Below are 21,262 nucleotides of genomic sequence, written 5' to 3' on the forward strand. Positions count from 1 at the left end.
TGAAGGTCTACGAGGCCATCGTCAAGGGCGAGAACATCCCCGAGGCGGGCATTCCCGAGTCCTTCAAGGTCCTCATCAAGGAGATGCAGTCGCTCTGTCTCAACGTCGAGGTCCTCTCCAGCGACGGTATGTCGATCGAGATGAGGGACACCGACGAGGACGTCTTCCGCGCGGCGGAGGAGCTCGGCATCGACCTGTCCCGGCGTCCCCACGAGGGCGCGATGACCGTCGACGAGGTCTGATTCAAAAGGGGATTATCTAGTGCTCGACGTCAACTTCTTCGACGAGCTGCGCATCGGCCTCGCGACCGCCGACGACATCAGGCAGTGGTCGCACGGCGAGGTGAAGAAGCCGGAGACCATCAACTACCGGACCCTCAAGCCGGAAAAGGACGGGCTCTTCTGCGAGAAGATCTTCGGTCCGACCCGGGACTGGGAGTGCTACTGCGGCAAGTACAAGCGCGTCCGCTTCAAGGGCATCATCTGTGAGCGCTGTGGCGTCGAGGTCACGCGCGCCAAGGTGCGCCGCGAGCGGATGGGCCACATCGAGCTGGCCGCTCCGGTCACCCACATCTGGTACTTCAAGGGCGTCCCGTCGCGCCTCGGCTACCTGCTCGACCTGGCCCCGAAGGACCTGGAGAAGGTCATCTACTTCGCGGCGTACATGATCACGCATGTCGACATCGAGATGCGTGACCGCGACCTGCCGTCGCTGGAGGCGAAGATCTCCGTCGAGCGGCAGCACATCGAGCAGCGCCGCGACGCCGACATCGAGGCTCGCCAGAAGAAGCTCGAGGCGGACCTGGCCGAGCTAGAGGCCGCCGGCGCCAAGGGCGACGTCCGCCGCAAGGTGCGCGAGGGCGCCGACCGCGAGATGCGCCAGCTCCGCGACCGGGCCCAGCGCGAGCTGGACCGGCTCGAGGAGGTCTGGAGCCGCTTCAAGAACCTCAAGGTTCAGGACCTGGAGGGCGACGAGCTGCTCTACCGCGAGATGCGCGACCGGTTCGGCCGCTACTTCCGCGGCGGCATGGGCGCCCAGGCCATCCAGGAGCGGCTGACCGGCTTCGACCTGGAGGCCGAGGCGGAGAACCTGCGGGAGACCATCCGCAGCGGCAAGGGCCAGAAGAAGGCCCGCGCGCTCAAGCGGCTCAAGGTCGTCGCGGCGTTCCTCAACACCCGCAACTCGCCGAGCGGCATGGTCCTCGACTGCATCCCGGTGATCCCGCCGGACCTGCGGCCGATGGTCCAGCTCGACGGTGGCCGCTTCGCCACCTCGGACCTGAACGATCTCTACCGCCGGGTCATCAACCGGAACAACCGCCTCAAGCGTCTGCTCGACCTCGGCGCGCCCGAGATCATCGTGAACAACGAGAAGCGGATGCTGCAGGAGGCCGTCGACGCCCTGTTCGACAACGGCCGCCGCGGCCGCCCGGTCACGGGCCCCGGCAACCGTCCGCTGAAGTCCCTCAGCGACATGCTGAAGGGTAAGCAGGGTCGTTTCCGGCAGAACCTGCTCGGCAAGCGCGTCGACTACTCCGGCCGTTCGGTCATCGTCGTCGGCCCGCAGCTCAAGCTCCACCAGTGCGGCCTGCCCAAGCAGATGGCGCTGGAGCTGTTCAAGCCGTTCGTGATGAAGCGCCTGGTCGATCTCAACCACGCGCAGAACATCAAGTCCGCCAAGCGGATGGTCGAGCGGTCCAAGCCGGTCGTGTGGGACGTGCTCGAAGAGGTCATCACCGAGCACCCGGTGCTGCTCAACCGCGCGCCCACTCTGCACCGTCTGGGCATCCAGGCCTTCGAGCCGCAGCTCGTCGAGGGCAAGGCCATCCAGATCCACCCGCTCGTCTGCACCGCGTTCAACGCGGACTTCGACGGCGACCAGATGGCGGTGCACCTGCCGCTGTCGGCCGAGGCTCAGGCCGAGGCCCGGATCCTGATGCTGTCCACCAACAACATCCTCAAGCCGGCGGACGGCAAGCCGGTGACGATGCCCACCCAGGACATGGTCATCGGTCTGTACTGGCTGACCACCCACAAGGAGGGTGGCGTCGGCGAGGGCCGGGTGTTCGCCACGGTGTCGGAGGCGCTCATGGCCTTCGACCGCCACGAGCTGGACATCCAGGCCAAGGTCCACGTGCGGCTCAAGGACGTCCCGCCGCCGCGCGGCTGGGAGGCCCCCGAGGGCTGGGAGACCGGCGACCCGATCCGGCTGGAGACCACGCTGGGCCGGTGCCTGTTCAACCAGACGCTGCCCGACAACTACCCCTTCGTGAACTACCAGGTCGGCAAGAAGCAGCTCTCGGCGATCGTCAACGAGCTGGCCGAGCGGTACCCGAAGGTGGATGTGGCCAACGCGCTCGACTCGCTGAAGGACGCCGGCTTCTACTGGGCGACCCGCGCCGGTGTCACGATCTCCATCGAGGACGTCGTGGCGCCGCCGAACAAGGCCGAGATCATGGAGTCGTACGAGAGGCGGGCCGACAAGGTCCAGCGCGAGTACGACCGCGGTCTGATCACCGACGAGGAGCGCCGTCAGGAGCTCATCGAGATCTGGACCCATGCGACGGCGGACGTCGAGACCGACATGGTCAACGCGTTCCCGGCGACCAACCCGGTCTGGATGATGGTCAACTCCGGCGCCCGCGGTAACCGCATGCAGGTCCGGCAGATCGCCGGCATCCGCGGCCTGGTGTCCAACACCAAGGGTGAGACGATCCCGCGGCCGATCAAGTCCTCCTTCCGCGAGGGCCTGTCGGTGCTGGAGTACTTCATCTCGACCCACGGCCAGCGGAAGGGCCTGGCGGACACCGCCCTGCGGACCGCCGACTCCGGTTACCTGACCCGTCGTCTGGTCGACGTCGCGCAGGACGTCATCGTGCGCGAGATCGACTGCGGCACCGACCGGGCCGTCCCGCTGCACGTCGGCGAGCGCGACCCCCAGGGCAACCTGGTCAAGGCCGAGAACGCCGAGAGCAACGTGCACGGCCGCATCCTGGCCGAGGACGTCGAGGTGGACGGCAAGCTCATCGCGTCCGCGGGCGTCGACATCAACGACGACGTGGTGACGGCGCTGGTGAACGTCGGCATCGAGACGGTCAGGACCCGCAGCACGCTCGTCTGCGAGGCCAAGATCGGTGTCTGCGCGACCTGCTACGGCCGTTCGCTGGCCACCGGCAAGCTCGTGGACGTCGGCGAGGCCGTCGGCATCATCGCGGCCCAGTCGATCGGTGAGCCCGGCACCCAGCTGACCATGCGTACCTTCCACACCGGTGGTGTGGCGGGCGCGGACATCACCCACGGTCTGCCGCGTGTCCAGGAGCTGTTCGAGGCCCGCATCCCCAAGGGTGTGGCTCCGATCAGCGAGGTCGCCGGCCGGGTCAGGATCGACGAGACCGACAAGACCCGCAAGATCGTCATCACTCCGGACGACGGCTCGGACGAGATCGCCTACCCGGTGTCGATGCGGTCGCGGCTGCTGGTCTCCGAGGGGCAGCACGTGGACGTCGGTCAGCTCCTGATCGCCGGTGCGCGCAACCCGAACGAGGTCCTTCGCATCCTCGGCCCGCGTGCCGTCCAGCTCCACCTGGTGGACGAGGTGCAGCAGGTCTACCGCTCGCAGGGTGTGTCGATCCACGACAAGCACATCGAGGTCATCGTCCGGCAGATGCTCAAGCGCGTGAACGTACTGGAGTCCGGCGACACCGAGCTGCTGCCCGGCGAGCTGGTCGAGCGGCCGCGCTTCGAGGCGCTCAACCGGCAGACCGTGGCGGAGGGTGGCCAGCCGGCCGCCGGCCGTCCGGTCCTGATGGGCATCACCAAGGCCTCGCTGGCCACCGAGTCGTGGCTGTCGGCGGCGTCCTTCCAGGAGACGACGCGAGTCCTCACCGACGCGGCGATCCACGCCAAGTCGGACTCGCTGCTCGGCCTCAAGGAGAACGTCATCATCGGTAAGCTCATCCCGGCCGGTACGGGCATGCCCCAGTACCGCAACATCCGGGTGGAGCCGACCGAGGAGGCCAAGGCCGCGATGTACACGGTCGGCGGCTACGACGGCTCGGCCGCGGACTACACCTTCGGTTCCGGCAGCGGCGAGGCCGTCCCGCTGGAGGAGTACGACTTCGGACAGTACGGCCGTTGACAGGTCGCCGCGGCGAGCGATCGCCGCGGCGGGGACGTACGGAAGCGGCCCGGGACACCCCGTCCCGGGCCGCTTTCCGTTGTCCGCACTCCCGCGTACGCCCACGGCGCAGGGTGGGACGGCGTGGAAACCGTGAGAAGTCCCTCGTGGGGACGGTATGATGAGGCGCCGGGTCCTTCGGCGGTCCTGCTTGGGCCGTCGGCACAGCGACACGTCTAGACAGCGGGGCACGTCCCTCCGGGGCGTCCTCCTCTGTTTTGACGTGTTGTACGGGGGCGGGTAGGCTTAACCTCCGTGCCCGTCTGTGGGCTCGCACGCGTGCGCTTGAATGCCACTTCTCGACGAGAGGGGTGTGCGGGAGTGCCGCGAGACTCCTCCGGATCGACCGGGTCTGCTCGGGTGTGATGCGACAAGAGCGCGACACGCCCGACCGCGGGGGTCGAAGAGGATGGAAAACCAGCAGGTCATGACACCGGCAGTACCTGCAAGCCTGTGAGAGGCGGCATCGCCACCTCGATCGGGTTCCACGTATCACCGGCTAGGCACGAAACGGAGACGCGGTGCCCACCATTCAGCAGTTGGTCCGTAAGGGCCGGCAGGACAAGGTCAGCAAGACCAAGACTCCTGCCCTCAAGGGGAGCCCGCAGCGGCGCGGCGTTTGCACCCGCGTTTACACGACGACCCCCAAGAAGCCCAACTCGGCGCTGCGCAAGGTGGCCCGTGTTCGGCTCACCAACGGCATCGAGGTCACGGCTTACATCCCCGGGGTGGGCCACAACCTCCAGGAGCACTCGATGGTGCTCGTGCGTGGTGGTCGTGTGAAGGACCTGCCGGGTGTTCGCTACAAGATCATCCGTGGTTCGCTGGACACCCAGGCCGTCCGCAACCGCAAGCAGGCCCGCAGCCGTTACGGCGCTAAGAAGGAGAAGAGCTGACATGCCGCGCAAGGGTTCCCCTGGCCGCCGCCAGCTGGTCGCTGACCCGGTGCACAACTCGCCGCTGGTCACCGCGCTCATCAACAAGGTTCTCCTGGACGGCAAGCGCTCCCTCGCGCAGTCGATCGTCTACGGCGCCCTCGAGGGCTGCAAGGACAAGACCGGCAACGACCCGGTCGTCACCCTCAAGCGCGCCCTCGACAACGTCCGCCCGACGCTCGAGGTGAAGAGCCGCCGCGTCGGTGGCGCCACCTACCAGGTGCCGGTCGAGGTCAAGGCCTCGCGCAGCACCACGCTGGCGCTGCGGTGGATCGTCCAGTACTCCCGCGCGCGCCGTGAGAAGACCATGACCGAGCGGCTCATGAACGAGCTGCTCGACGCGAGCAACGGCCTCGGCGCCAGCGTCAAGCGGCGCGAGGACACGCACAAGATGGCCGAGTCCAACAAGGCCTTCGCCCACTACCGCTGGTAGTGAGCACCGACGACGAGTTAAGGACGCGAAGAAGTGGCCACCACGACCGCTCTTGACCTGGCCAAGGTCCGCAACATCGGGATCATGGCCCATATCGACGCGGGCAAGACCACGACGACTGAGCGCATCCTGTTCTACACCGGCATCAACTACAAGATCGGTGAAGTCCATGAGGGCGCTGCCACCATGGACTGGATGGAGCAGGAGCAGGAGCGCGGCATCACCATCACCTCCGCCGCGACCACCTGCAGCTGGCTTGATCACACGATCAACATCATCGACACGCCCGGACACGTGGACTTCACCATCGAGGTCGAGCGGTCGCTGCGTGTTCTCGACGGCGCGGTCGCGGTGTTCGATGGCGTCGCCGGCGTGGAGCCTCAGTCGGAGACGGTCTGGCGCCAGGCCGACCGGTACGGCGTGCCCCGCATCTGCTTCGTGAACAAGATGGACCGGGTCGGCGCGGAGTTCCACCGCTGTGTCGACATGATGATCAACCGGCTGGGCTCCACGCCGGCGGTCATCCAGCTTCCCTGGGGCGTCGAGGCCGACTTCAAGGGCGTCATCGACCTGGTGAAGATGAAGGGCCTGCTCTGGAGCGCCGAGGCGGCCAAGGGCGAGATGTACGACACCGTCGACATCCCGGCCGACCACGCCGACGCCGCTCGTGAGTGGCGCGACAAGCTCGTCGAGACGGTCGCCGAGAACGACGACGAGCTCATGGAGCTCTTCCTGGAGGGCGTCGAGCCCACCGAGGAGCAGCTCGTCGCGGCCATCCGCCGGGCGACCATCACCAGCTCGATCAACCCGGTCCTGTGCGGCACCGCCTTCAAGAACAAGGGCGTGCAGCCCCTGCTCGACGCGATCGTCGCCTACCTCCCCGCTCCCACCGACATTCCGGCCTTCAAGGGCCACGCGGTGGGCAACGAGGAGGAGGCCATCGAGCGCCACGCGGACCCGAACGAGCCCTTCGCGGCGCTGGCGTTCAAGATCATGAGCGACCCGCACCTGGGCAAGCTCACCTACATCCGCGTCTACTCCGGAACGCTCGAGACCGGCACCACTGTGGTGAACTCGGTCAAGGGCAAGAAGGAGCGGATCGGCAAGATCTACCAGATGCACGCGAACAAGCGCGAGGAGCGCCCGACCGCGATCGCTGGTCAGATCGTGGCCGTCATGGGCCTGAAGGACACCACCACCGGCGACACTCTGTCGGACCCGGTCAAGCAGGTCGTCCTCGAGTCGATGACGTTCCCCGCGCCGGTCATCAACGTCGCGATCGAGCCCAAGACCAAGGGCGACCAGGAGAAGCTGGGCACCGCGATCCAGCGGCTGGCCGAGGAGGACCCGTCCTTCCAGGTCCGCCGGGACGAGGAGACCGGGCAGACGGTCATCTGGGGCATGGGTGAGCTCCACCTGGAGATCCTCGTCGACCGGATGCGCCGCGAGTTCAAGGTCGAGGCGAACGTCGGACGCCCGCAGGTCGCCTACCGCGAGACCATCCGCCGCAAGGTGGAGAAGGTCGAGTACACGCACAAGAAGCAGACCGGTGGTTCCGGCCAGTTCGCGCGCGTGATCATCAGCCTCGAGCCGCTGGGCGAGGGCAACGACGGTTACGAGTTCGAGAACAAGGTCACCGGCGGCCGCATCCCGCGGGAGTACATCCCGTCGGTGGACGCGGGCGCGCAGGAGGCCGCCGAGTTCGGTGTGCTCGCCGGCTACCCGATGGTCGGCGTCAAGGTCACGCTTCAGGACGGTGCCTTCCACGAGGTCGACTCGTCGGAAATGGCCTTCAAGATTGCCGGCTCGATGGCCTTCAAGGAGGCCGCGCGCAGGGCAGACGCCGTACTCCTCGAGCCGATGATGGCCGTCGAGGTCACCACGCCCGAGGACTACATGGGAGACGTCATCGGCGACCTGAACGGTCGTCGCGGACAGATCCAGGCAATGGACGAACGGTCCGGCGCCCGTGTGATCAGGGCGCTCGTTCCGCTCTCCGAGATGTTCGGCTACGTGGGCGACCTGCGCAGCCGCACTCAGGGGCGGGCGAGCTACAGCATGCAGTTCGACTCCTACTCGGAGGTGCCCCCGGGCATCGCCAAGGAGATCGTCGCGAAGGCTCGGGGCGAATAGTTCCGCACCACTGTGGCGGGGCGCCGATGTGATCGTCGCCCCGCTGCCGGAGGGGCTCGGGACGACTCGTTCCGCTCGGTGTACGGCGGGGGCACCTCCGCCGTGCACAGCCTGAGGTAGAAGACGCAAGTCAAGTCAGAATCTCTAAGGAGACAGACCAGTGGCCAAGGCCAAGTTCGAGCGGAACAAGCCGCACGTGAACATCGGCACCATTGGGCACATCGACCACGGCAAGACCACTCTGACCGCGGCGATCACCAAGGTGCTTCACGACCGTTTCCCGCACCTCAACGAGGCGACCCCGTTCGACAAGATCGACAAGGCGCCCGAGGAGAAGGCCCGCGGAATCACCATCTCGATCGCGCACGTCGAGTACCAGACCGAGAAGCGCCACTACGCTCACGTGGACTGCCCCGGTCACGCCGACTACGTGAAGAACATGATCACCGGTGCCGCCCAGATGGACGGCGCGATCCTGGTGGTCGCGGCGACCGACGGCCCGATGCCCCAGACGAAGGAGCACGTCCTCCTGGCCCGCCAGGTCGGCGTTCCCTACATCGTCGTGGCCCTCAACAAGGCCGACATGGTCGACGACGAGGAGATCCTGGAGCTCGTCGAGCTCGAGGTCCGCGAGCTGCTGTCCGCCCAGGAGTTCCCGGGCGACGACCTGCCGGTCGTGCGCGTGTCCGCTCTCAAGGCGCTCGAGGGCGACGAGAAGTGGGGCGACTCCATCGTCGAGCTCATGAACGCCGTGGACGAGAACGTCCCCGAGCCCGTTCGTGACACCGACAAGCCGTTCCTCATGCCGATCGAGGACGTGTTCTCGATCACCGGTCGCGGCACCGTCGTCACCGGTCGTATCGAGCGCGGTGTCGTCAAGGTCAACGAGACCGTCGACATCATCGGCATCAAGGAGAAGAGCACCACGACCACCGTCACCGGTGTCGAGATGTTCCGCAAGCTCCTCGACGAGGGCCAGGCCGGTGACAACGTCGGTCTGCTCCTGCGCGGCATCAAGCGCGAGGACGTCGAGCGCGGCCAGTGTGTCATCAAGCCGGGCACGACGACCCCGCACACCGAGTTCGAGGCGCAGGTCTACATCCTGTCCAAGGACGAGGGCGGCCGCCACACGCCGTTCTTCAACAACTACCGTCCTCAGTTCTACTTCCGTACGACTGACGTGACGGGCGTTGTGAACCTGCCCGAGGGCACCGAGATGGTCATGCCCGGTGACAACACCGAGATGACCGTCCAGCTCATCCAGCCGATCGCGATGGAGGAAGGCCTCAAGTTCGCGATCCGCGAGGGCGGCCGCACCGTCGGCGCCGGCCGTGTGACGAAGATCATCAAGTAGTACACCGCTGGGCGGCGGTCGGGCTCGTGAGGGCCTGACCGCCGCACCACGGAGGGGCCGGAAACGGTCCCCCACGGACGACGAGACCGTGATCTCGCAGTGCTTTCGGCCGCACTTCGACCGAAACCACTGCCAGATCACGGAACACCGGACGGGATCCGGAACGTCGGTCGCGTGGAAACGACCTGCGGCACCAGGCCGCGTGAAGCTTTATAGGACGACAGCGAAGGACACCGAGGCCATTATGGCGGGACAGAAGATCCGCATCCGGCTCAAGGCGTATGACCACGAGGTCATCGACAGCTCGGCCAAGAAGATCGTCGAGACGGTGACGCGGACCGGCGCCAAGGTCGCTGGCCCGGTGCCGCTGCCGACCGAGAAGAACGTGTACTGCGTCATCCGGTCGCCGCACAAGTACAAGGACAGCCGCGAGCACTTTGAGATGCGTACGCACAAGCGGCTGATTGACATCATCGACCCGACGCCGAAGACGGTCGACTCGCTCATGCGTCTCGACCTTCCCGCCGGTGTCGACATCTCGATCAAGCTCTAAGGAACGCACTGACATGGCTAAGCAGATCAAGGGCGTCCTGGGCAAGAAGCTCGGCATGACCCAGGTCTTCGATGAGGCGAACCGGGTGATCCCGGTCACCGTCGTCGAGGCCGGTCCGTGCGTGGTGACCCGGGTACGCACTCCGGAGAAGGACGGCTACTCCGCCGTCCAGCTCGGCTACGGGCAGATTGACCCTCGTAAGGTCAACAAGCCCCTGGGCGACTACCTCCGCAAGCACGACATCACGCCGCGCCGTTACTTCGCCGAGGTCCGCACCGAGGACGCCTCCGAATACTCGCTCGGCCAGGAGATCCTCGCCGACGCCTTCGAGGCCGGGCAGTACATCGACGTCACCGGCAAGAGCAAGGGCAAGGGCTTCGCCGGTGTCATGAAGCGCCACAACTTCCGTGGTCTGGGCGCCTCGCACGGTACGCAGCGCAAGCACCGCTCCCCGGGCTCCATCGGTGGCTGCGCCACCCCGGGCCGCGTCTTCAAGGGCGTGCGCATGGCCGGCCGGATGGGCAACGTCCGCACGACGGTCCAGAGCCTCAAGGTGCACGCCGTGGACGCCGAGAAGGGCCTCATCCTGATCAAGGGTGCGATCCCCGGCGCCAACGGCAGCCTGGTTCTTCTCCGCACCGCCGCCAAGAAGGGGGTTGCTGCCAAGTGACCACGACCATCGACGTCCTCGACGCCAGCGGCGCCAAGGCGGGGACCGTCGACCTCCCCGAGGAGGTCTTCGGCGCCAAGGTCAACGTCCCGCTGATCCACCAGGTGGTCGTCGCCCAGCTCGCCGCGCGCCGGCAGGGCACCCACGCCACCAAGACCCGGGGCAACGTGTCCGGCGGCGGCAAGAAGCCGTACCGGCAGAAGGGCACCGGCCGCGCGCGCCAGGGCTCGACCCGCGCACCGCAGTTCGCCGGTGGTGGCGTCGTCCACGGTCCGCAGCCGCGCTCGTACGAGCAGCGGACGCCCAAGAAGATGAAGACGGCCGCCCTGAAGGGCGCGCTGTCCGACCGCGCCGGCGGCGGCCGCGTCCACGTGGTGAGCGGCCTGGTCACGGGTGACACGCCCGGAACCCGCGCCGCCCTGGAGGCGCTGCGGAAGATCACGCAGGCCCGCAGCGTGCTCGTCGTGGTCGACGAGAACGACGAGCTCACCTGGCTCAGCCTGCGCAACGCGCCCGAGGTCCACCTGCTGGACGCGGGGCAGCTCAACACCTACGACGTGCTGTGCCACGACGACCTGGTCTTCACCCGTGAGGCCTACGACCAGGTCATCGCGCGGCTGGCGAACAGCGGGAAGGAAGAGGCCTGATGCAGAAGATCGCCGACCCGCGTGACATCATCCTCAAGCCGATCGTCTCCGAGAAGAGCTACGGCCTGATCGATGAGCACAACAAGTACACGTTCCTGGTGCGCAAGGGTGCCAACAAGACGCAGGTGAAGATCGCCGTCGAGCAGATCTTCGGCGTCAAGGTGACCGGCGTGAACACGATCAACCGCCAGGGTAAGCGCAAGCGGACCAAGCTCGGTTACGGTCAGCGCCCGACCACCAAGCGGGCGATCGTGAGCCTGGCCGAGGGCGAGCGGATCGACATCTTCGGTCAGATCGGCTAGCACCTGCCGCAGCGGGGAGAGGGGCCCCTCGCCATCGTGCGAGGGACCGGCCCCGAGGAAGAGAGCACCGGGGGGACCGCCGTGAGGCGGACCCCGACCGGTACGAACCGACGAAGGATGAACGAAAAAGATGGGCATCCGTAAGTACAAGCCGACGACTCCGGGTCGGCGCGGCGCGAGCGTCTCGGACTTCGCCGAGATCACGCGCAGCACCCCGGAGAAGTCGCTGCTTGCCCCACTGCACAGCAAGGGCGGCCGTAACGTCCATGGGCGGGTGACCGCCCGGCACCAGGGAGGCGGGCACAAGCGCGCCTACCGGATCATCGACTTCCGCCGCCACGACAAGGACGGGATCCCGGCCAAGGTCGCGCACATCGAGTACGACCCGAACCGGACCTCCCGCATCGCACTGCTGCACTACGCCGACGGTGAGAAGCGCTACATCCTCGCCCCGGCCGGCCTCAAGCAGGGGGACCAGGTCGAGAACGGCCCCACGGCCGACATCAAGCCGGGCAACTGCCTGCCGCTGCGCAACATTCCGACCGGTACCTTCATCCACGCGGTGGAGCTGCGCCCCGGTGGCGGCGCCAAGCTCGGCCGCAGCGCCGGTGCGCAGATCCAGCTGCTCGCCAAGGAGGGCATGTACGCCACGCTGCGTATGCCGTCCGGAGAAATGCGCCAGGTCGACGTGCGCTGCCGGGCCTCGGTGGGCCAGGTGGGCAACGCCGAGCAGGCCAACATCAACATCGGCAAGGCCGGCCGCAACCGCTGGAAGGGCAAGCGCCCCACGGTCCGCGGTGTCGCCATGAACCCGGTCGACCACCCGCACGGTGGTGGTGAGGGCAAGACCTCCGGTGGTCGCCACCCGGTGAACCCGAAGGGCAAGCCCGAGGGCCGCACGCGGCAGCCGAACAAGCCGAGCGACCGGCTGATCATCCGTCGTCGGAGCAAGAGGAAGAAGCGGTAGGAGCAGCCGATATGCCACGTAGTCTTAAGAAGGGTCCCTTCGTGGACGACCACCTGCAGAAGAAGGTGGACGTTCAGAATGAGAAGGGCACCAAGAACGTCATCAAGACGTGGTCGCGGCGCTCCATGATCGTGCCCGACATGATCGGCCACACGATCGCCGTGCACGACGGCCGCAAGCACGTTCCGGTGTTCGTCACCGAATCAATGATCGGTCACAAGCTCGGTGAGTTCGCCCCCACGCGGACGTTCCGCAGCCACGTCAAGGAAGACCGCCGCAGCCGGCGGTAAGCGCCTTCAAGCCAGCAGTTAGAGGAGAAAGCGATGGAAGCCAGGGCACAGGCGCGGTACGCGCGCCACACGCCCCGGAAGGCCCGCCGTGTGGTGGACCTCATTCGCGGGCTGCCCGCTTCGGAGGCGCAGGCCGTGCTGCAGTTCGCTCCCCAGTCGGCGAGCGAGACCGTCTACAAGGTGCTCTCGAGCGCGATCGCGAACGCTGAGCACAATTTCAAGCTCGACCGGGAGACGCTCTTCGTGAGCCGCGCATGGGTAGACGAGGGTCCGACCCTCAAGCGTTTTCGCCCGCGCGCCCAGGGTCGTGCCTATCGGATCAACAAGCGGACCAGCCACATCACCGTGATCGTGGAGTCCCGCGAGCCGAAGGGAAGGACCCGCTAGTGGGCCAGAAGGTTAACCCGCACGGGTTCCGCCTCGGCATCACGACCGACTTCAAGAGCCGGTGGTACGCCGACAAGCTGTACAAGTCGTACGTCGCCGAGGACGTGTCGATCCGTCGCATGCTGCAGAAGGGCATGGAGCGGGCCGGCATCTCCAAGGTCGAGATCGAGCGCACGACCGACCGCGTCCAGGTCGACATCCACACCGCCCGGCCGGGCATCGTCATCGGCCGTCGCGGCGCGGAGGCCGACCGCATCCGCGGCGACCTGGAGAAGCTGACCAAGAAGCAGGTCCAGCTGAACATCCTCGAGGTGAAGAACCCCGAGATCGACGCGCAGCTCGTCGCGCAGGGCGTGGCCGAGCAGCTGTCCAGCCGCGTCTCGTTCCGCCGGGCCATGCGTAAGGCCATGCAGTCCGCCATGAAGAGCGGGGCCAAGGGCATCCGTGTCCAGTGCTCCGGCCGTCTGGGCGGCGCCGAGATGTCGCGCTCGGAGTTCTACCGCGAGGGCCGCGTGCCCCTGCACACGCTCCGCGCGGACGTCGACTACGGCTTCTACGAGGCCCGCACCACCTTCGGCCGCATCGGTGTGAAGGTGTGGATCTACAAGGGCGAGGCTCCGACCAGCCGTTCCGAGCGGGAGGCGGCCGCGGCCGGCGCCCGTGCGGGCCAGCGTCGTGAGCGTGACGACCGTCGTGGTGGCGGCGCGGGCGACCGTCCCCGTCGCGGCGGCGGCGACCGTCCCCGTCGTGGCGGCGCTGGCCGCGGCGACCGTGCACCCAGGACCGAGGCGGCCGCGCAGGCCGCCCCCGAGACCGGCCCGGCGGAGCAGCCGGGTGCTGAAGGGAGCTGACCATGCTGATCCCGCGCAGGGTCAAGCACCGCAAGCAGCACCGGCCCGACCGCAGCGGCGCCGCCAAGGGCGGCACCAGGGTCGTCTTCGGCGAGTTCGGCATTCAGGCGCTTGAGCACTCCTACGTGACCAACCGCCAGATCGAGGCCGCGCGTATCGCCATGACCCGGCACATCCGCCGTGGCGGCAAGGTGTGGATCAACATCTTCCCGGACCGCCCGCTGACGAAGAAGCCGGCCGAGACCCGCATGGGTTCCGGTAAGGGTTCTCCGGAGTGGTGGATCGCCAATGTCAAGCCCGGCCGTGTCATGTTCGAGCTGTCCGGTGTCGCCGAGCCCGTGGCCCGTGAGGCCATGCGCCGCGCGATGCACAAGCTCCCCATGAAGTGCCGTTTCGTCAAGCGTGAAGTGGGTGAGGCGTGATGGCTAAGGGTCTGACCGCCGCGGAGCTGCGTGTCGAGGACCAGGAGGTGCTGGTCCAGAAGCTGAAGGAAGCCAAGGAGGAGCTGTTCAACCTCCGCTTCCAGTCGGCGACGGGTCAGCTGGAAAGTTACGGGAGGCTGCGCGCCGTCCGCCACGAGATCGCCCGCATCTACACCGTGATGCGCGAGCGCGAGCTCGGGATCGTCACGGTCGAGAAGGAGCCGAGCGATGTCTGAAGCAACCGAGACCACGACCACTGAGACGGCCGCTGAGACGCAGCGGAACTACCGCAAGACCCGTGAGGGCCTGGTCGTCAGCGACAAGATGGACAAGACCGTCGTCGTCGCCGTCGAGGACCGCGTCAAGCACCCGCTGTACGGCAAGGTCATCCGCCGTACGACCAAGTACAAGGCTCACGACGAGCAGAACGCCTGCGGCGTCGGCGACCGTGTCCTCCTGATGGAGACCCGGCCGCTGTCGGCCACCAAGCGGTGGCGGGTCGTCGAGATCCTCGAGAAGGCCAAGTAACACCACAGACGCGCCTCGTGGGGGGTGGGAGACCGCCCCCCATGATGGTGTCCAAGGGGCGGGGCCGACCATCGGTCCCGTCCGCCCGCGGCGGCGGTCGTACGGCTGTCGCCGAGGGAAAAAGACCACATCAGGTTCGGCCAGGCTCACCGCGAGGGTGAGAACCGGCACGACACACAGGAGTAGACGTGATCCAGCAGGAGTCGCGGCTCAAGGTCGCCGACAACACGGGTGCCAAGGAAATCCTTTGCATCCGCGTGCTCGGCGGCTCGGGTCGGCGCTACGCGGGAATCGGCGACATCATCGTGGGCACGGTGAAGGACGCCATTCCCGGCGGGGGCGTTAAGAAAGGCGACGTTGTCAAGGCTGTCGTGGTGCGCACCGTGAAGGAGCGCCGCCGCCCCGACGGCTCCTACATCCGCTTCGACGAGAACGCCGCGGTCATCATCAAGGACAGCGGTGACCCGCGGGGCACCCGCATCTTCGGCCCGGTGGGCCGTGAACTGCGCGACAAGAAGTTCATGCGCATCATCTCGCTCGCGCCGGAGGTGCTGTGATGGCGAAGCTGCACGTGAAGAAGGGTGACCTCGTCCAGGTCATCGCCGGCAAGAACAAGGGCGCCAAGGGCCGGATCATCGCCGCCTACCCGAGCGACGAGCGCGTCGTGGTCGAGGGCGTCAACATGATCAAGAAGCACTCCAAGGTCACCAACCAGGGCCCGCGTGGCGCCCAGGAAGGCGGCGTGCAGACCATGGAGGCTCCCATCCACGTGAGCAACGTCAAGAAGCTCAAGGATGACGAGAAGAAGCCCGAGAAGAAGGCCGCCGGCAAGGGCGACGCCGAGGCGACGGGTGAGGGTGAGGACAGCTGATGACCACCACCACTACTGAGTCTACTGAGACCGGGCGAGTCGCTCCGCGCCTCAAGCAGCGCTACCGCGAGGAAATCATCGCGAAGCTGCGCGACGAGTTCGGCATCGAGAACATCATGCAGGTGCCCACGGTCACCAAGATCAAGGTGAACATGGGTGTCGGCGAGGCCGCCCGCGACTCGAAGCTCATCGAGGGCGCCGTGCGCGACCTGACCGCCATCACGGGCCAGAAGCCGGCCGTCGCCCGCGCCCGCAAGTCCATCGCGCAGTTCAAGCTCCGCGAGGGCATGCCGATCGGCGCGCACGTGACGCTGCGCGGCGACCGCATGTGGGAGTTCCTCGACCGGCTGCTGTCGCTGGCGCTGCCGCGTATCCGGGACTTCCGCGGCCTGTCGCCGAAGCAGTTCGACGGCAACGGCAACTACACCTTCGGCCTCACCGAGCAGGTCATGTTCCACGAGGTCGACCAGGACAGGGTGGACCGGCAGCGGGGCATGGACATCACGGTCGTGACCACCGCGAAGAACGACGAGCAGGGCCGGGCGCTGCTGAAGCTCCTCGGTTTCCCCTTCAAGGAGGCCTGATCATGGCGAAGACGTCGCTGAAGGTCAAGGCAGCGCGCAAGCAGAAGTTCGAGGTCCGGGCGTACACTCGGTGCTCCCGCTGCGGCCGTCCCCGCGCTGTCTACCGCAAGTTCGGCCTGTGCCGCGTGTGCTTCCGCGAGATGGCGCACCGGGGCGAGCTGCCCGGCATCACGAAGTCGAGCTGGTAAGCCCGCCGCGGGCCAGCCGCACAGAAGTCATATCAACCGGGCGCTGATCGCAGCGCCCACGACCGCACCGAAGGTCCCATCGGGAAACCGCGGTGAGGAAGGCCACCGGCCATGACGATGACCGACCCGATCGCAGACATGCTGACGCGTCTGCGTAACGCGAACTCGGCCTATCACGACACCGTGAGCATGCCTTACTCCAAGATCAAGGCACACATCGCGGAGATCCTCCAGCAGGAGGGCTACATCCAGGGCTGGAGCGTCGAGGACGCGAAGGTTGGCAAGAACCTCGTGATGGAGCTGAAGTTCGGCCCCAGCCGCGAGCGCGCCATCGCAGGACTGCGCCGGGTGTCGAAGCCCGGTCTGCGGGTTTATGCAAAGAAGGACAACCTGCCCCGCGTTCTTGGCGGTCTGGGCGTCGCGATCATCTCGACGTCCGGCGGCCTCATGACCGACCGGCAGGCGAGCAAGCGTGGAGTGGGCGGGGAAGTCCTCGCCTACGTCTGGTAACGAGGGGAGGCACTCAGCATGTCGCGTATCGGACGGCTGCCCATCCCCGTACCCGCGGGTGTCGACATCACGATCGACGGCCGGGAAGTCCAGGTCAAGGGGCCCAAGGGCACGCTCACTCACACGGTCGCCGAGCCCATCGAGGTCTCGCGCGGCGAGGACGGCACCATCGCCGTCACCCGCCCGAACGACGAGAACAAGGTTCGTGCGCTGCACGGCCTGTCTCGCACGCTCATCGCCAACATGGTGGCGGGCGTAACGCAGGGCTACACGAAGACGCTCGAGATCGTCGGCGTCGGTTACCGCGTCCAGGCCAAGGGCCCGACGGAGCTGGAGTTCTCGCTGGGCTTCAGTCACCCGGTGATCGTCAAGGCTCCCGAGGGTGTCAGCTTCCGCGTCGAGAGGCCGACGCTGTTCCACGTGGACGGTGTCGACAAGCAGAGGGTCGGCGAGGTCGCCGCCAACATCAGGAAGCTGCGCAAGCCGGACCCGTATAAGGGCAAGGGCGTGCGCTACCAGGGCGAGGTTGTCCGCCGCAAGGTCGGAAAGGCTGGTAAGTAGGCATGGCTGGAAAGACTGCGTTCGGCAAGCACACGGCCGCCCGCACGGTCTCCCGGGCCCGCCGGCACCGCCGAGTCCGCAAGAACGTCTTCGGCACGTCCGAGCGTCCGCGCCTGGTCGTCAACCGGTCCACGCGTCACCTGTTCGTGCAGATCGTCGACGACACTCAGGGCCACACGCTGGTGAGCGCGTCCACGATGGACGTCTCGCTGCGTGGCGGCGAGGGTGACAAGACCGAGAAGGCGAAGAAGGTCGGCGAGCTTCTCGCTCAGCGGGCCAAGACCGCCGGGATCACCGCTGTCGTGTTCGACCGCGGTGGCAACCGCTACGCGGGGCGCATCGCCGCTCTCGCGGACAGCGCCCGTGAAGGCGGGCTGGAGTTCTGATGGCTCCGGTCCATGGGTCGCGACCGGCGACCCGTCCCAAGAGCAACGAGAAGAGGAACCACTGATGGCTGCAGCTCCGCGTCGCGGTGCCGGCGGCGGTGGCGAGCGGCGTGACCGTCGTGATGACCGCCGCGGTGGCGCCGCAGACAAGGGCGTCTCGTATATCGAGCGCGTCGTAAAGATCAACCGAGTGGCCAAGGTCGTTCAGGGTGGTCGGCGCTTCAGCTTCACCGCGCTGGTCATCGTCGGCGACGGCAACGGTCTCGTCGGGGTCGGCTACGGCAAGGCCAAGGAGGTGCCCGCGGCGATCGCCAAGGGCGTCGAGGAGGCCAAGAAGCACTTCTTCAAGGTCCCGCGGATCCAGGGCACCATCCCGCACCCGGTGCAGGGCGAGGAAGCCGCCGGCGTCGTCCTCCTGCGTCCGGCCTCGCCCGGTACGGGCGTCATCGCGGGTGGCCCGGTTCGCGCGGTCCTGGAGTGCGCCGGGATCCACGACGTGCTGTCCAAGTCGCTCGGCTCGGACAACCCGATCAACATCGTGCACGCCACTGTGGCGGCTCTGAAGGGCCTCAGCCGCCCCGAGGAGATCGCCGCCCGCCGTGGCCTGCCGATCGAGGATGTCGCGCCCAAGGCGATGCTCAAGGCTCGCGCCGAGGGTCTGGCCGAGGCCGCGGCGGCCGCGAAGGCGGTGAGCTGACGGTGGCTCGGCTGAAGATCACGCAGACCCGGTCCAAGATCGGTGGGCAGCAGAACCAGCGTGACTCGCTGCGCTCGCTGGGTCTGAAGCGAATCGGCGACGTCGTCGTCAAGGAGGACCGCCCGGAGATCCGGGGCATGGTCGCCAAGGTGTCGCACCTCGTCGATGTTGAGGAGGTCGACTAGTCATGACCGAGAACGCTCCGCTCAAGATCCATGACCTCCGTCCGGCTCCCGGCGCCAACAAGGCCAAGACCCGCAAGGGCCGCGGCGAGGGCTCCAAGGGCAAGTCGGCCGGTCGTGGCACCAAGGGCACCCGGGCCCGTACGTCGGTGATGCCGGGCTTCGAGGGTGGCCAGGTCCCGCTCCAGCGGCGGCTGCCGAAGCTGAAGGGCTTCTCCAACGCCCTGTTCAAGACGACCTACCAGGTCGTCAACCTGGACAGGCTCGGGGAGCTGTTCCCCCAGGGCGGCGACGTCACGCTCGACGACCTGGTGGCCAAGGGTGCGGTCCGCAAGAACCAGCCCGTCAAGGTGCTGGGCACCGGCGAGATCTCCGTGGCGCTGAACGTGCAGGCGCACGCCTTCTCCGCCAGCGCGAAGGAGAAGATCGCCGCGGCCGGTGGCTCGGTTTCCGAGCTGTAGGCATGACGCTGCACGAGGCGCGGAGGTTCGTTATGAGCCTCCGCGCCCGTAGTGCGTTAGAGTTCGCCTGGCACGGGACTCCACCCGTGTTCGACCAAGCACTCTGGCAGAAAGACATGTCGATGGACGCCTTGCGGACCATCGCCGACCGTTACCGCGTCACTGGCGCGCAGGAGGGACCGTGCTGACCGCGTTTACCCGGGCGTTCCGAACGCCTGACCTGCGCAATAAGCTGCTCTTCACACTGGCCATCATTGTGCTGTTCCGTCTTGGTTCGGTGCTTCCCACTCCGGGAGTCAACGCCAAGAACGTGGCCCTGTGTCTGGAGCAGGCCCAGGCGGGAGACGCTGCCAACATCTACGGGATGGTGCAGCTCTTCAGCGGCGGCGCCCTGTTGAAACTTTCAGTGTTCGCGCTCGGCATCATGCCGTACATCACCGCGAGCATCATCCTGCAGCTGCTGACGGTGGTGATTCCCCGGCTCGAGGCCCTCAAGAAGGAGGGCCAGGCGGGGACGGCGAAGATCACGCAGTACACCCGTTACCTGACCATCGGGCTGGCGGTGCTGCAGTCCACCGCGTTCGTCGCGCTGGCCCGCAGCGGGCAGCTCTTCCAGAACTGTAACCAGGAGATCCTGCTCAGCCAGGACGTCTTCCCACTGATCACCATGGTCATCACGATGACCGCCGGAACCGCCGTGATCATGTGGCTGGGTGAGCTGGTGACCGACCGCGGCGTCGGCAACGGCATGTCGATCCTGATCTTCACTCAGGTCATCGCGGTGTTCCCGTCGGAGCTCGTGAACATCTACCGGCAGAGCCCGTTCAAGTTCGTCGTCGTGATGGTGGTCGGCGTCGTGATGATCGGCGTCGTCGTGTTCATCGAGCAGGCGCAGCGCCGCATCCCGGTGCAGTACGCCAAGCGGATGGTCGGCCGCCGGATGTACGGCGGCACCTCGACCTACATCCCGCTCAAGGTCAACCAGGCCGGCATCATCCCGGTCATCTTCGCCTCGTCGCTGCTGTACCTGCCGCAGCTTCTGGTCACGCTGTTCGGCAACAGCCAGAAGCCCAACGTGGTCGTCGAGTGGCTGGCGCAGAACATGATCAGGGGTGACCACCCGATCTACATGGCCACGTTCTTCCTGCTGATCGTCTTCTTCACGTACTTCTACGTGTCCATCACTTTCAACCCCCCTGAAGTGGCTGACAACATGAAGAAGTACGGTGGGTTCATCCCGGGCATCCGTCCGGGCCGGCCGACCGCTGAGTATCTGAGCTTCGTGCTCAACAGGCTCACGGCCGCGGGCGCTCCGTATCTGGGTGTGATCTCGCTCATCCCGATCATCGCGCTGGCGGTGGCCGGAGCGAGCCAGAACTTCCCGTTCGGAGGGACCAGCATTCTGATCATGGTTGGTGTTGGTCTGGACACGGTCAAGCAGATCGAGAGCCAGCTTCAGCAGCGCAACTACGAGGGCTTCCTGAGATAGTGCGCGTCGTCCTGGTAGGGCCCCCCGGAGCGGGTAAGGGGACGCAGGCCCAGTTCATCGCTTCGCACCTGTCGATCCCGAAAATCTCGACAGGCGACATCTTCCGTGCCAACGTCTCTGGCGGCACGGAGCTCGGCAAGCTCGCCAAGGAGTACATGGATCGCGGTGACCTCGTTCCCGACGAGGTGACCGTGGCCATGGTCCGCGACCGGCTGTCGGAGGACGACGCGCAGGAGGGCTTCCTCCTGGACGGCTTCCCCCGCAACGTGCCGCAGGCCGAGGTCCTCAAGAAGATGCTGGCCGAGTTCGGCACGGGGCTCGACGTGGTGCTCAATCTGGTCGTCGAGGACGACGAGGTCGTGCGCCGTCTGGCGGGCCGCCGTACGTGCCGTTCCTGCGGCAAGGTGTGGCATGTCGTGTTCGATCCGCCCACCGTGGAGGGCGTCTGCGACGCCTGCGGCGGGGAGCTCTTCCAGCGGGACGACGACCGTGAGGAGACCATCAGGCGGCGCCTGGAGGTCTATCAGGAGCAGACGGCGCCGCTGATCTCGTTCTACGCCGACGAGGGAATCCTGCAGGGGGTCGACGCGACCGGGCCGGTCGAGGAGATCACCCAGCGGTCGATGTCGGCGCTGCGGCGGTTCGCCGACTGATTCATTACCGCAGCCGGGAACGCCACTCCAGT

General features: G+C 66.8%; 29 protein-coding genes. All 29 read left to right on the forward strand.

All coding sequences use genetic code 11. The annotated features are described in order from the left end of the window. Positions 1-242, forward strand: a 242-nt coding sequence (locus FLX07_RS07495) for a hypothetical protein (protein ID WP_142568991.1), incomplete at its 5' end; no start/stop codon positions are given. Between the two features lie 19 nt (positions 243-261). Continuing rightward, positions 262-4,137 carry a DNA-directed RNA polymerase subunit beta' gene (locus FLX07_RS07500; protein ID WP_142568993.1) on the forward strand — a complete coding sequence of 1,292 codons (3,876 nt, stop codon included), beginning with the start codon at positions 262-264 and terminating at the stop codon, positions 4,135-4,137. A 560-nt stretch (positions 4,138-4,697) separates the two neighbouring features. Next, complete coding sequence (gene rpsL / locus FLX07_RS07505; RefSeq protein WP_030508316.1) at positions 4,698-5,072, forward strand: 30S ribosomal protein S12; 375 nt, start codon at positions 4,698-4,700, stop codon at positions 5,070-5,072. 1 nt (position 5,073) lies between these two features. Next, positions 5,074-5,544 carry a 30S ribosomal protein S7 gene (gene rpsG, locus FLX07_RS07510; protein WP_079319871.1) on the forward strand — a complete coding sequence of 157 codons (471 nt, stop codon included), beginning with the start codon at positions 5,074-5,076 and terminating at the stop codon, positions 5,542-5,544. A gap of 84 nt (positions 5,545-5,628) precedes the next feature. Then, a complete protein-coding gene (fusA, locus tag FLX07_RS07515; RefSeq protein ID WP_229689565.1) occupies positions 5,629-7,677 on the forward strand; it encodes an elongation factor G in 2,049 nt (682 codons plus the stop codon). A 160-nt stretch (positions 7,678-7,837) separates the two neighbouring features. After that, on the forward strand, positions 7,838-9,031 hold the full coding sequence (gene tuf, locus FLX07_RS07520) for an elongation factor Tu (RefSeq protein WP_142568996.1): 1,194 nt from the start codon (positions 7,838-7,840) through the stop codon (positions 9,029-9,031). 244 nt (positions 9,032-9,275) lie between these two features. Then, entirely contained in the window at positions 9,276-9,584 is a 309-nt protein-coding gene (rpsJ, locus tag FLX07_RS07525; protein ID WP_012887830.1) for a 30S ribosomal protein S10, read from the forward strand. A gap of 13 nt (positions 9,585-9,597) precedes the next feature. Next, positions 9,598-10,254 carry a 50S ribosomal protein L3 gene (gene rplC, locus FLX07_RS07530; RefSeq protein ID WP_142568998.1) on the forward strand — a complete coding sequence of 219 codons (657 nt, stop codon included), beginning with the start codon at positions 9,598-9,600 and terminating at the stop codon, positions 10,252-10,254. Next, on the forward strand, positions 10,251-10,901 hold the full coding sequence (gene rplD / locus FLX07_RS07535) for a 50S ribosomal protein L4 (RefSeq protein ID WP_142569000.1): 651 nt from the start codon (positions 10,251-10,253) through the stop codon (positions 10,899-10,901). Before rplC ends, rplD begins: the two co-directional genes overlap by 4 nt. Further along, on the forward strand, positions 10,901-11,203 hold the full coding sequence (gene rplW, locus FLX07_RS07540; protein WP_030508322.1) for a 50S ribosomal protein L23: 303 nt from the start codon (positions 10,901-10,903) through the stop codon (positions 11,201-11,203). Before rplD ends, rplW begins: the two co-directional genes overlap by 1 nt. A gap of 130 nt (positions 11,204-11,333) precedes the next feature. Beyond that, a complete protein-coding gene (gene rplB, locus FLX07_RS07545; RefSeq protein ID WP_142563128.1) occupies positions 11,334-12,170 on the forward strand; it encodes a 50S ribosomal protein L2 in 837 nt (278 codons plus the stop codon). 11 nt (positions 12,171-12,181) lie between these two features. Next, a complete protein-coding gene (gene rpsS, locus FLX07_RS07550) occupies positions 12,182-12,460 on the forward strand; it encodes a 30S ribosomal protein S19 (RefSeq protein WP_142569002.1) in 279 nt (92 codons plus the stop codon). Between the two features lie 33 nt (positions 12,461-12,493). Continuing rightward, complete coding sequence (rplV, locus tag FLX07_RS07555; RefSeq protein WP_030508325.1) at positions 12,494-12,847, forward strand: 50S ribosomal protein L22; 354 nt, start codon at positions 12,494-12,496, stop codon at positions 12,845-12,847. Then, positions 12,847-13,698: a 30S ribosomal protein S3 gene (gene rpsC, locus FLX07_RS07560; RefSeq protein ID WP_142569004.1), complete on the forward strand. Its 852-nt coding sequence runs from the start codon at positions 12,847-12,849 to the stop codon at positions 13,696-13,698. Before rplV ends, rpsC begins: the two co-directional genes overlap by 1 nt. 2 nt (positions 13,699-13,700) lie before the next feature. Next, complete coding sequence (gene rplP, locus FLX07_RS07565) at positions 13,701-14,120, forward strand: 50S ribosomal protein L16 (RefSeq protein WP_030508327.1); 420 nt, start codon at positions 13,701-13,703, stop codon at positions 14,118-14,120. After that, a complete protein-coding gene (rpmC, locus tag FLX07_RS07570) occupies positions 14,120-14,356 on the forward strand; it encodes a 50S ribosomal protein L29 (RefSeq protein ID WP_142569006.1) in 237 nt (78 codons plus the stop codon). The genes rplP and rpmC overlap by 1 nt, the downstream gene beginning before the upstream one ends. Then, entirely contained in the window at positions 14,349-14,648 is a 300-nt protein-coding gene (gene rpsQ / locus FLX07_RS07575; RefSeq protein WP_142569008.1) for a 30S ribosomal protein S17, read from the forward strand. The genes rpmC and rpsQ overlap by 8 nt, the downstream gene beginning before the upstream one ends. Before the next feature lie 188 nt (positions 14,649-14,836). Continuing rightward, complete coding sequence (gene rplN / locus FLX07_RS07580) at positions 14,837-15,205, forward strand: 50S ribosomal protein L14 (RefSeq protein WP_030508330.1); 369 nt, start codon at positions 14,837-14,839, stop codon at positions 15,203-15,205. Positions 15,206-15,213: 8 nt separating this feature from the next. Beyond that, a complete protein-coding gene (gene rplX, locus FLX07_RS07585) occupies positions 15,214-15,519 on the forward strand; it encodes a 50S ribosomal protein L24 (protein WP_167748187.1) in 306 nt (101 codons plus the stop codon). Further along, positions 15,519-16,103 carry a 50S ribosomal protein L5 gene (rplE, locus tag FLX07_RS07590; RefSeq protein ID WP_142569012.1) on the forward strand — a complete coding sequence of 195 codons (585 nt, stop codon included), beginning with the start codon at positions 15,519-15,521 and terminating at the stop codon, positions 16,101-16,103. Before rplX ends, rplE begins: the two co-directional genes overlap by 1 nt. A gap of 2 nt (positions 16,104-16,105) precedes the next feature. Further along, entirely contained in the window at positions 16,106-16,291 is a 186-nt protein-coding gene (locus tag FLX07_RS07595) for a type Z 30S ribosomal protein S14 (RefSeq protein ID WP_030451489.1), read from the forward strand. Positions 16,292-16,402: 111 nt separating this feature from the next. Continuing rightward, positions 16,403-16,801: a 30S ribosomal protein S8 gene (rpsH, locus tag FLX07_RS07600; RefSeq protein WP_030508333.1), complete on the forward strand. Its 399-nt coding sequence runs from the start codon at positions 16,403-16,405 to the stop codon at positions 16,799-16,801. Between the two features lie 18 nt (positions 16,802-16,819). Continuing rightward, positions 16,820-17,362, forward strand: coding sequence for a 50S ribosomal protein L6 (gene rplF / locus FLX07_RS07605; protein ID WP_142569014.1), 543 nt, complete (start codon positions 16,820-16,822; stop codon positions 17,360-17,362). Positions 17,363-17,364: 2 nt separating this feature from the next. Further along, positions 17,365-17,748 carry a 50S ribosomal protein L18 gene (rplR, locus tag FLX07_RS07610; RefSeq protein WP_142569016.1) on the forward strand — a complete coding sequence of 128 codons (384 nt, stop codon included), beginning with the start codon at positions 17,365-17,367 and terminating at the stop codon, positions 17,746-17,748. Positions 17,749-17,812: 64 nt separating this feature from the next. Next, positions 17,813-18,445, forward strand: a complete 633-nt coding sequence (gene rpsE / locus FLX07_RS07615; protein WP_142569018.1) for a 30S ribosomal protein S5 — start codon at positions 17,813-17,815, stop codon at positions 18,443-18,445. A gap of 2 nt (positions 18,446-18,447) precedes the next feature. Continuing rightward, positions 18,448-18,630: a 50S ribosomal protein L30 gene (gene rpmD / locus FLX07_RS07620; protein ID WP_142569020.1), complete on the forward strand. Its 183-nt coding sequence runs from the start codon at positions 18,448-18,450 to the stop codon at positions 18,628-18,630. 2 nt (positions 18,631-18,632) lie between these two features. Further along, on the forward strand, positions 18,633-19,088 hold the full coding sequence (gene rplO / locus FLX07_RS07625) for a 50S ribosomal protein L15 (RefSeq protein ID WP_142569022.1): 456 nt from the start codon (positions 18,633-18,635) through the stop codon (positions 19,086-19,088). 181 nt (positions 19,089-19,269) lie between these two features. Further along, entirely contained in the window at positions 19,270-20,577 is a 1,308-nt protein-coding gene (secY, locus tag FLX07_RS07630) for a preprotein translocase subunit SecY (protein ID WP_142569023.1), read from the forward strand. Continuing rightward, positions 20,577-21,230 carry an adenylate kinase gene (locus FLX07_RS07635; protein ID WP_142569025.1) on the forward strand — a complete coding sequence of 218 codons (654 nt, stop codon included), beginning with the start codon at positions 20,577-20,579 and terminating at the stop codon, positions 21,228-21,230. The genes secY and FLX07_RS07635 overlap by 1 nt, the downstream gene beginning before the upstream one ends. Positions 21,231-21,262: the final 32 nt, after the last annotated feature.

Origin of the sequence: Microbispora bryophytorum, assembly GCF_006874465.1 — a bacterium.
Classification (GTDB): Bacteria; Actinomycetota; Actinomycetes; order Streptosporangiales; family Streptosporangiaceae; genus Microbispora; species Microbispora bryophytorum.

What these genes read in the sequence shown, in the direction of transcription:
- rpsG (WP_079319871.1), top strand. Translation starts at nt 5,074, where the DNA reads ATGCCGCGCAAGGGTTCCCCTGGCCGCCGCCAGCTGGTCGCTGACCCG.
- fusA (WP_229689565.1), top strand. Translation starts at nt 5,629, where the DNA reads ATGGCCCATATCGACGCGGGCAAGACCACGACGACTGAGCGCATCCTG.
- rpsJ (WP_012887830.1), top strand. Translation starts at nt 9,276, where the DNA reads ATGGCGGGACAGAAGATCCGCATCCGGCTCAAGGCGTATGACCACGAG.
- rplC (WP_142568998.1), top strand. Translation starts at nt 9,598, where the DNA reads ATGGCTAAGCAGATCAAGGGCGTCCTGGGCAAGAAGCTCGGCATGACC.
- rplW (WP_030508322.1), top strand. Translation starts at nt 10,901, where the DNA reads ATGCAGAAGATCGCCGACCCGCGTGACATCATCCTCAAGCCGATCGTC.
- rplB (WP_142563128.1), top strand. Translation starts at nt 11,334, where the DNA reads ATGGGCATCCGTAAGTACAAGCCGACGACTCCGGGTCGGCGCGGCGCG.
- rpsS (WP_142569002.1), top strand. Translation starts at nt 12,182, where the DNA reads ATGCCACGTAGTCTTAAGAAGGGTCCCTTCGTGGACGACCACCTGCAG.
- rplV (WP_030508325.1), top strand. Translation starts at nt 12,494, where the DNA reads ATGGAAGCCAGGGCACAGGCGCGGTACGCGCGCCACACGCCCCGGAAG.
- rplP (WP_030508327.1), top strand. Translation starts at nt 13,701, where the DNA reads ATGCTGATCCCGCGCAGGGTCAAGCACCGCAAGCAGCACCGGCCCGAC.
- rpmC (WP_142569006.1), top strand. Translation starts at nt 14,120, where the DNA reads ATGGCTAAGGGTCTGACCGCCGCGGAGCTGCGTGTCGAGGACCAGGAG.
- rpsQ (WP_142569008.1), top strand. Translation starts at nt 14,349, where the DNA reads ATGTCTGAAGCAACCGAGACCACGACCACTGAGACGGCCGCTGAGACG.
- rplE (WP_142569012.1), top strand. Translation starts at nt 15,519, where the DNA reads ATGACCACCACCACTACTGAGTCTACTGAGACCGGGCGAGTCGCTCCG.
- FLX07_RS07595 (WP_030451489.1), top strand. Translation starts at nt 16,106, where the DNA reads ATGGCGAAGACGTCGCTGAAGGTCAAGGCAGCGCGCAAGCAGAAGTTC.
- rpsH (WP_030508333.1), top strand. Translation starts at nt 16,403, where the DNA reads ATGACGATGACCGACCCGATCGCAGACATGCTGACGCGTCTGCGTAAC.
- rplF (WP_142569014.1), top strand. Translation starts at nt 16,820, where the DNA reads ATGTCGCGTATCGGACGGCTGCCCATCCCCGTACCCGCGGGTGTCGAC.
- rplR (WP_142569016.1), top strand. Translation starts at nt 17,365, where the DNA reads ATGGCTGGAAAGACTGCGTTCGGCAAGCACACGGCCGCCCGCACGGTC.
- rpsE (WP_142569018.1), top strand. Translation starts at nt 17,813, where the DNA reads ATGGCTGCAGCTCCGCGTCGCGGTGCCGGCGGCGGTGGCGAGCGGCGT.
- rplO (WP_142569022.1), top strand. Translation starts at nt 18,633, where the DNA reads ATGACCGAGAACGCTCCGCTCAAGATCCATGACCTCCGTCCGGCTCCC.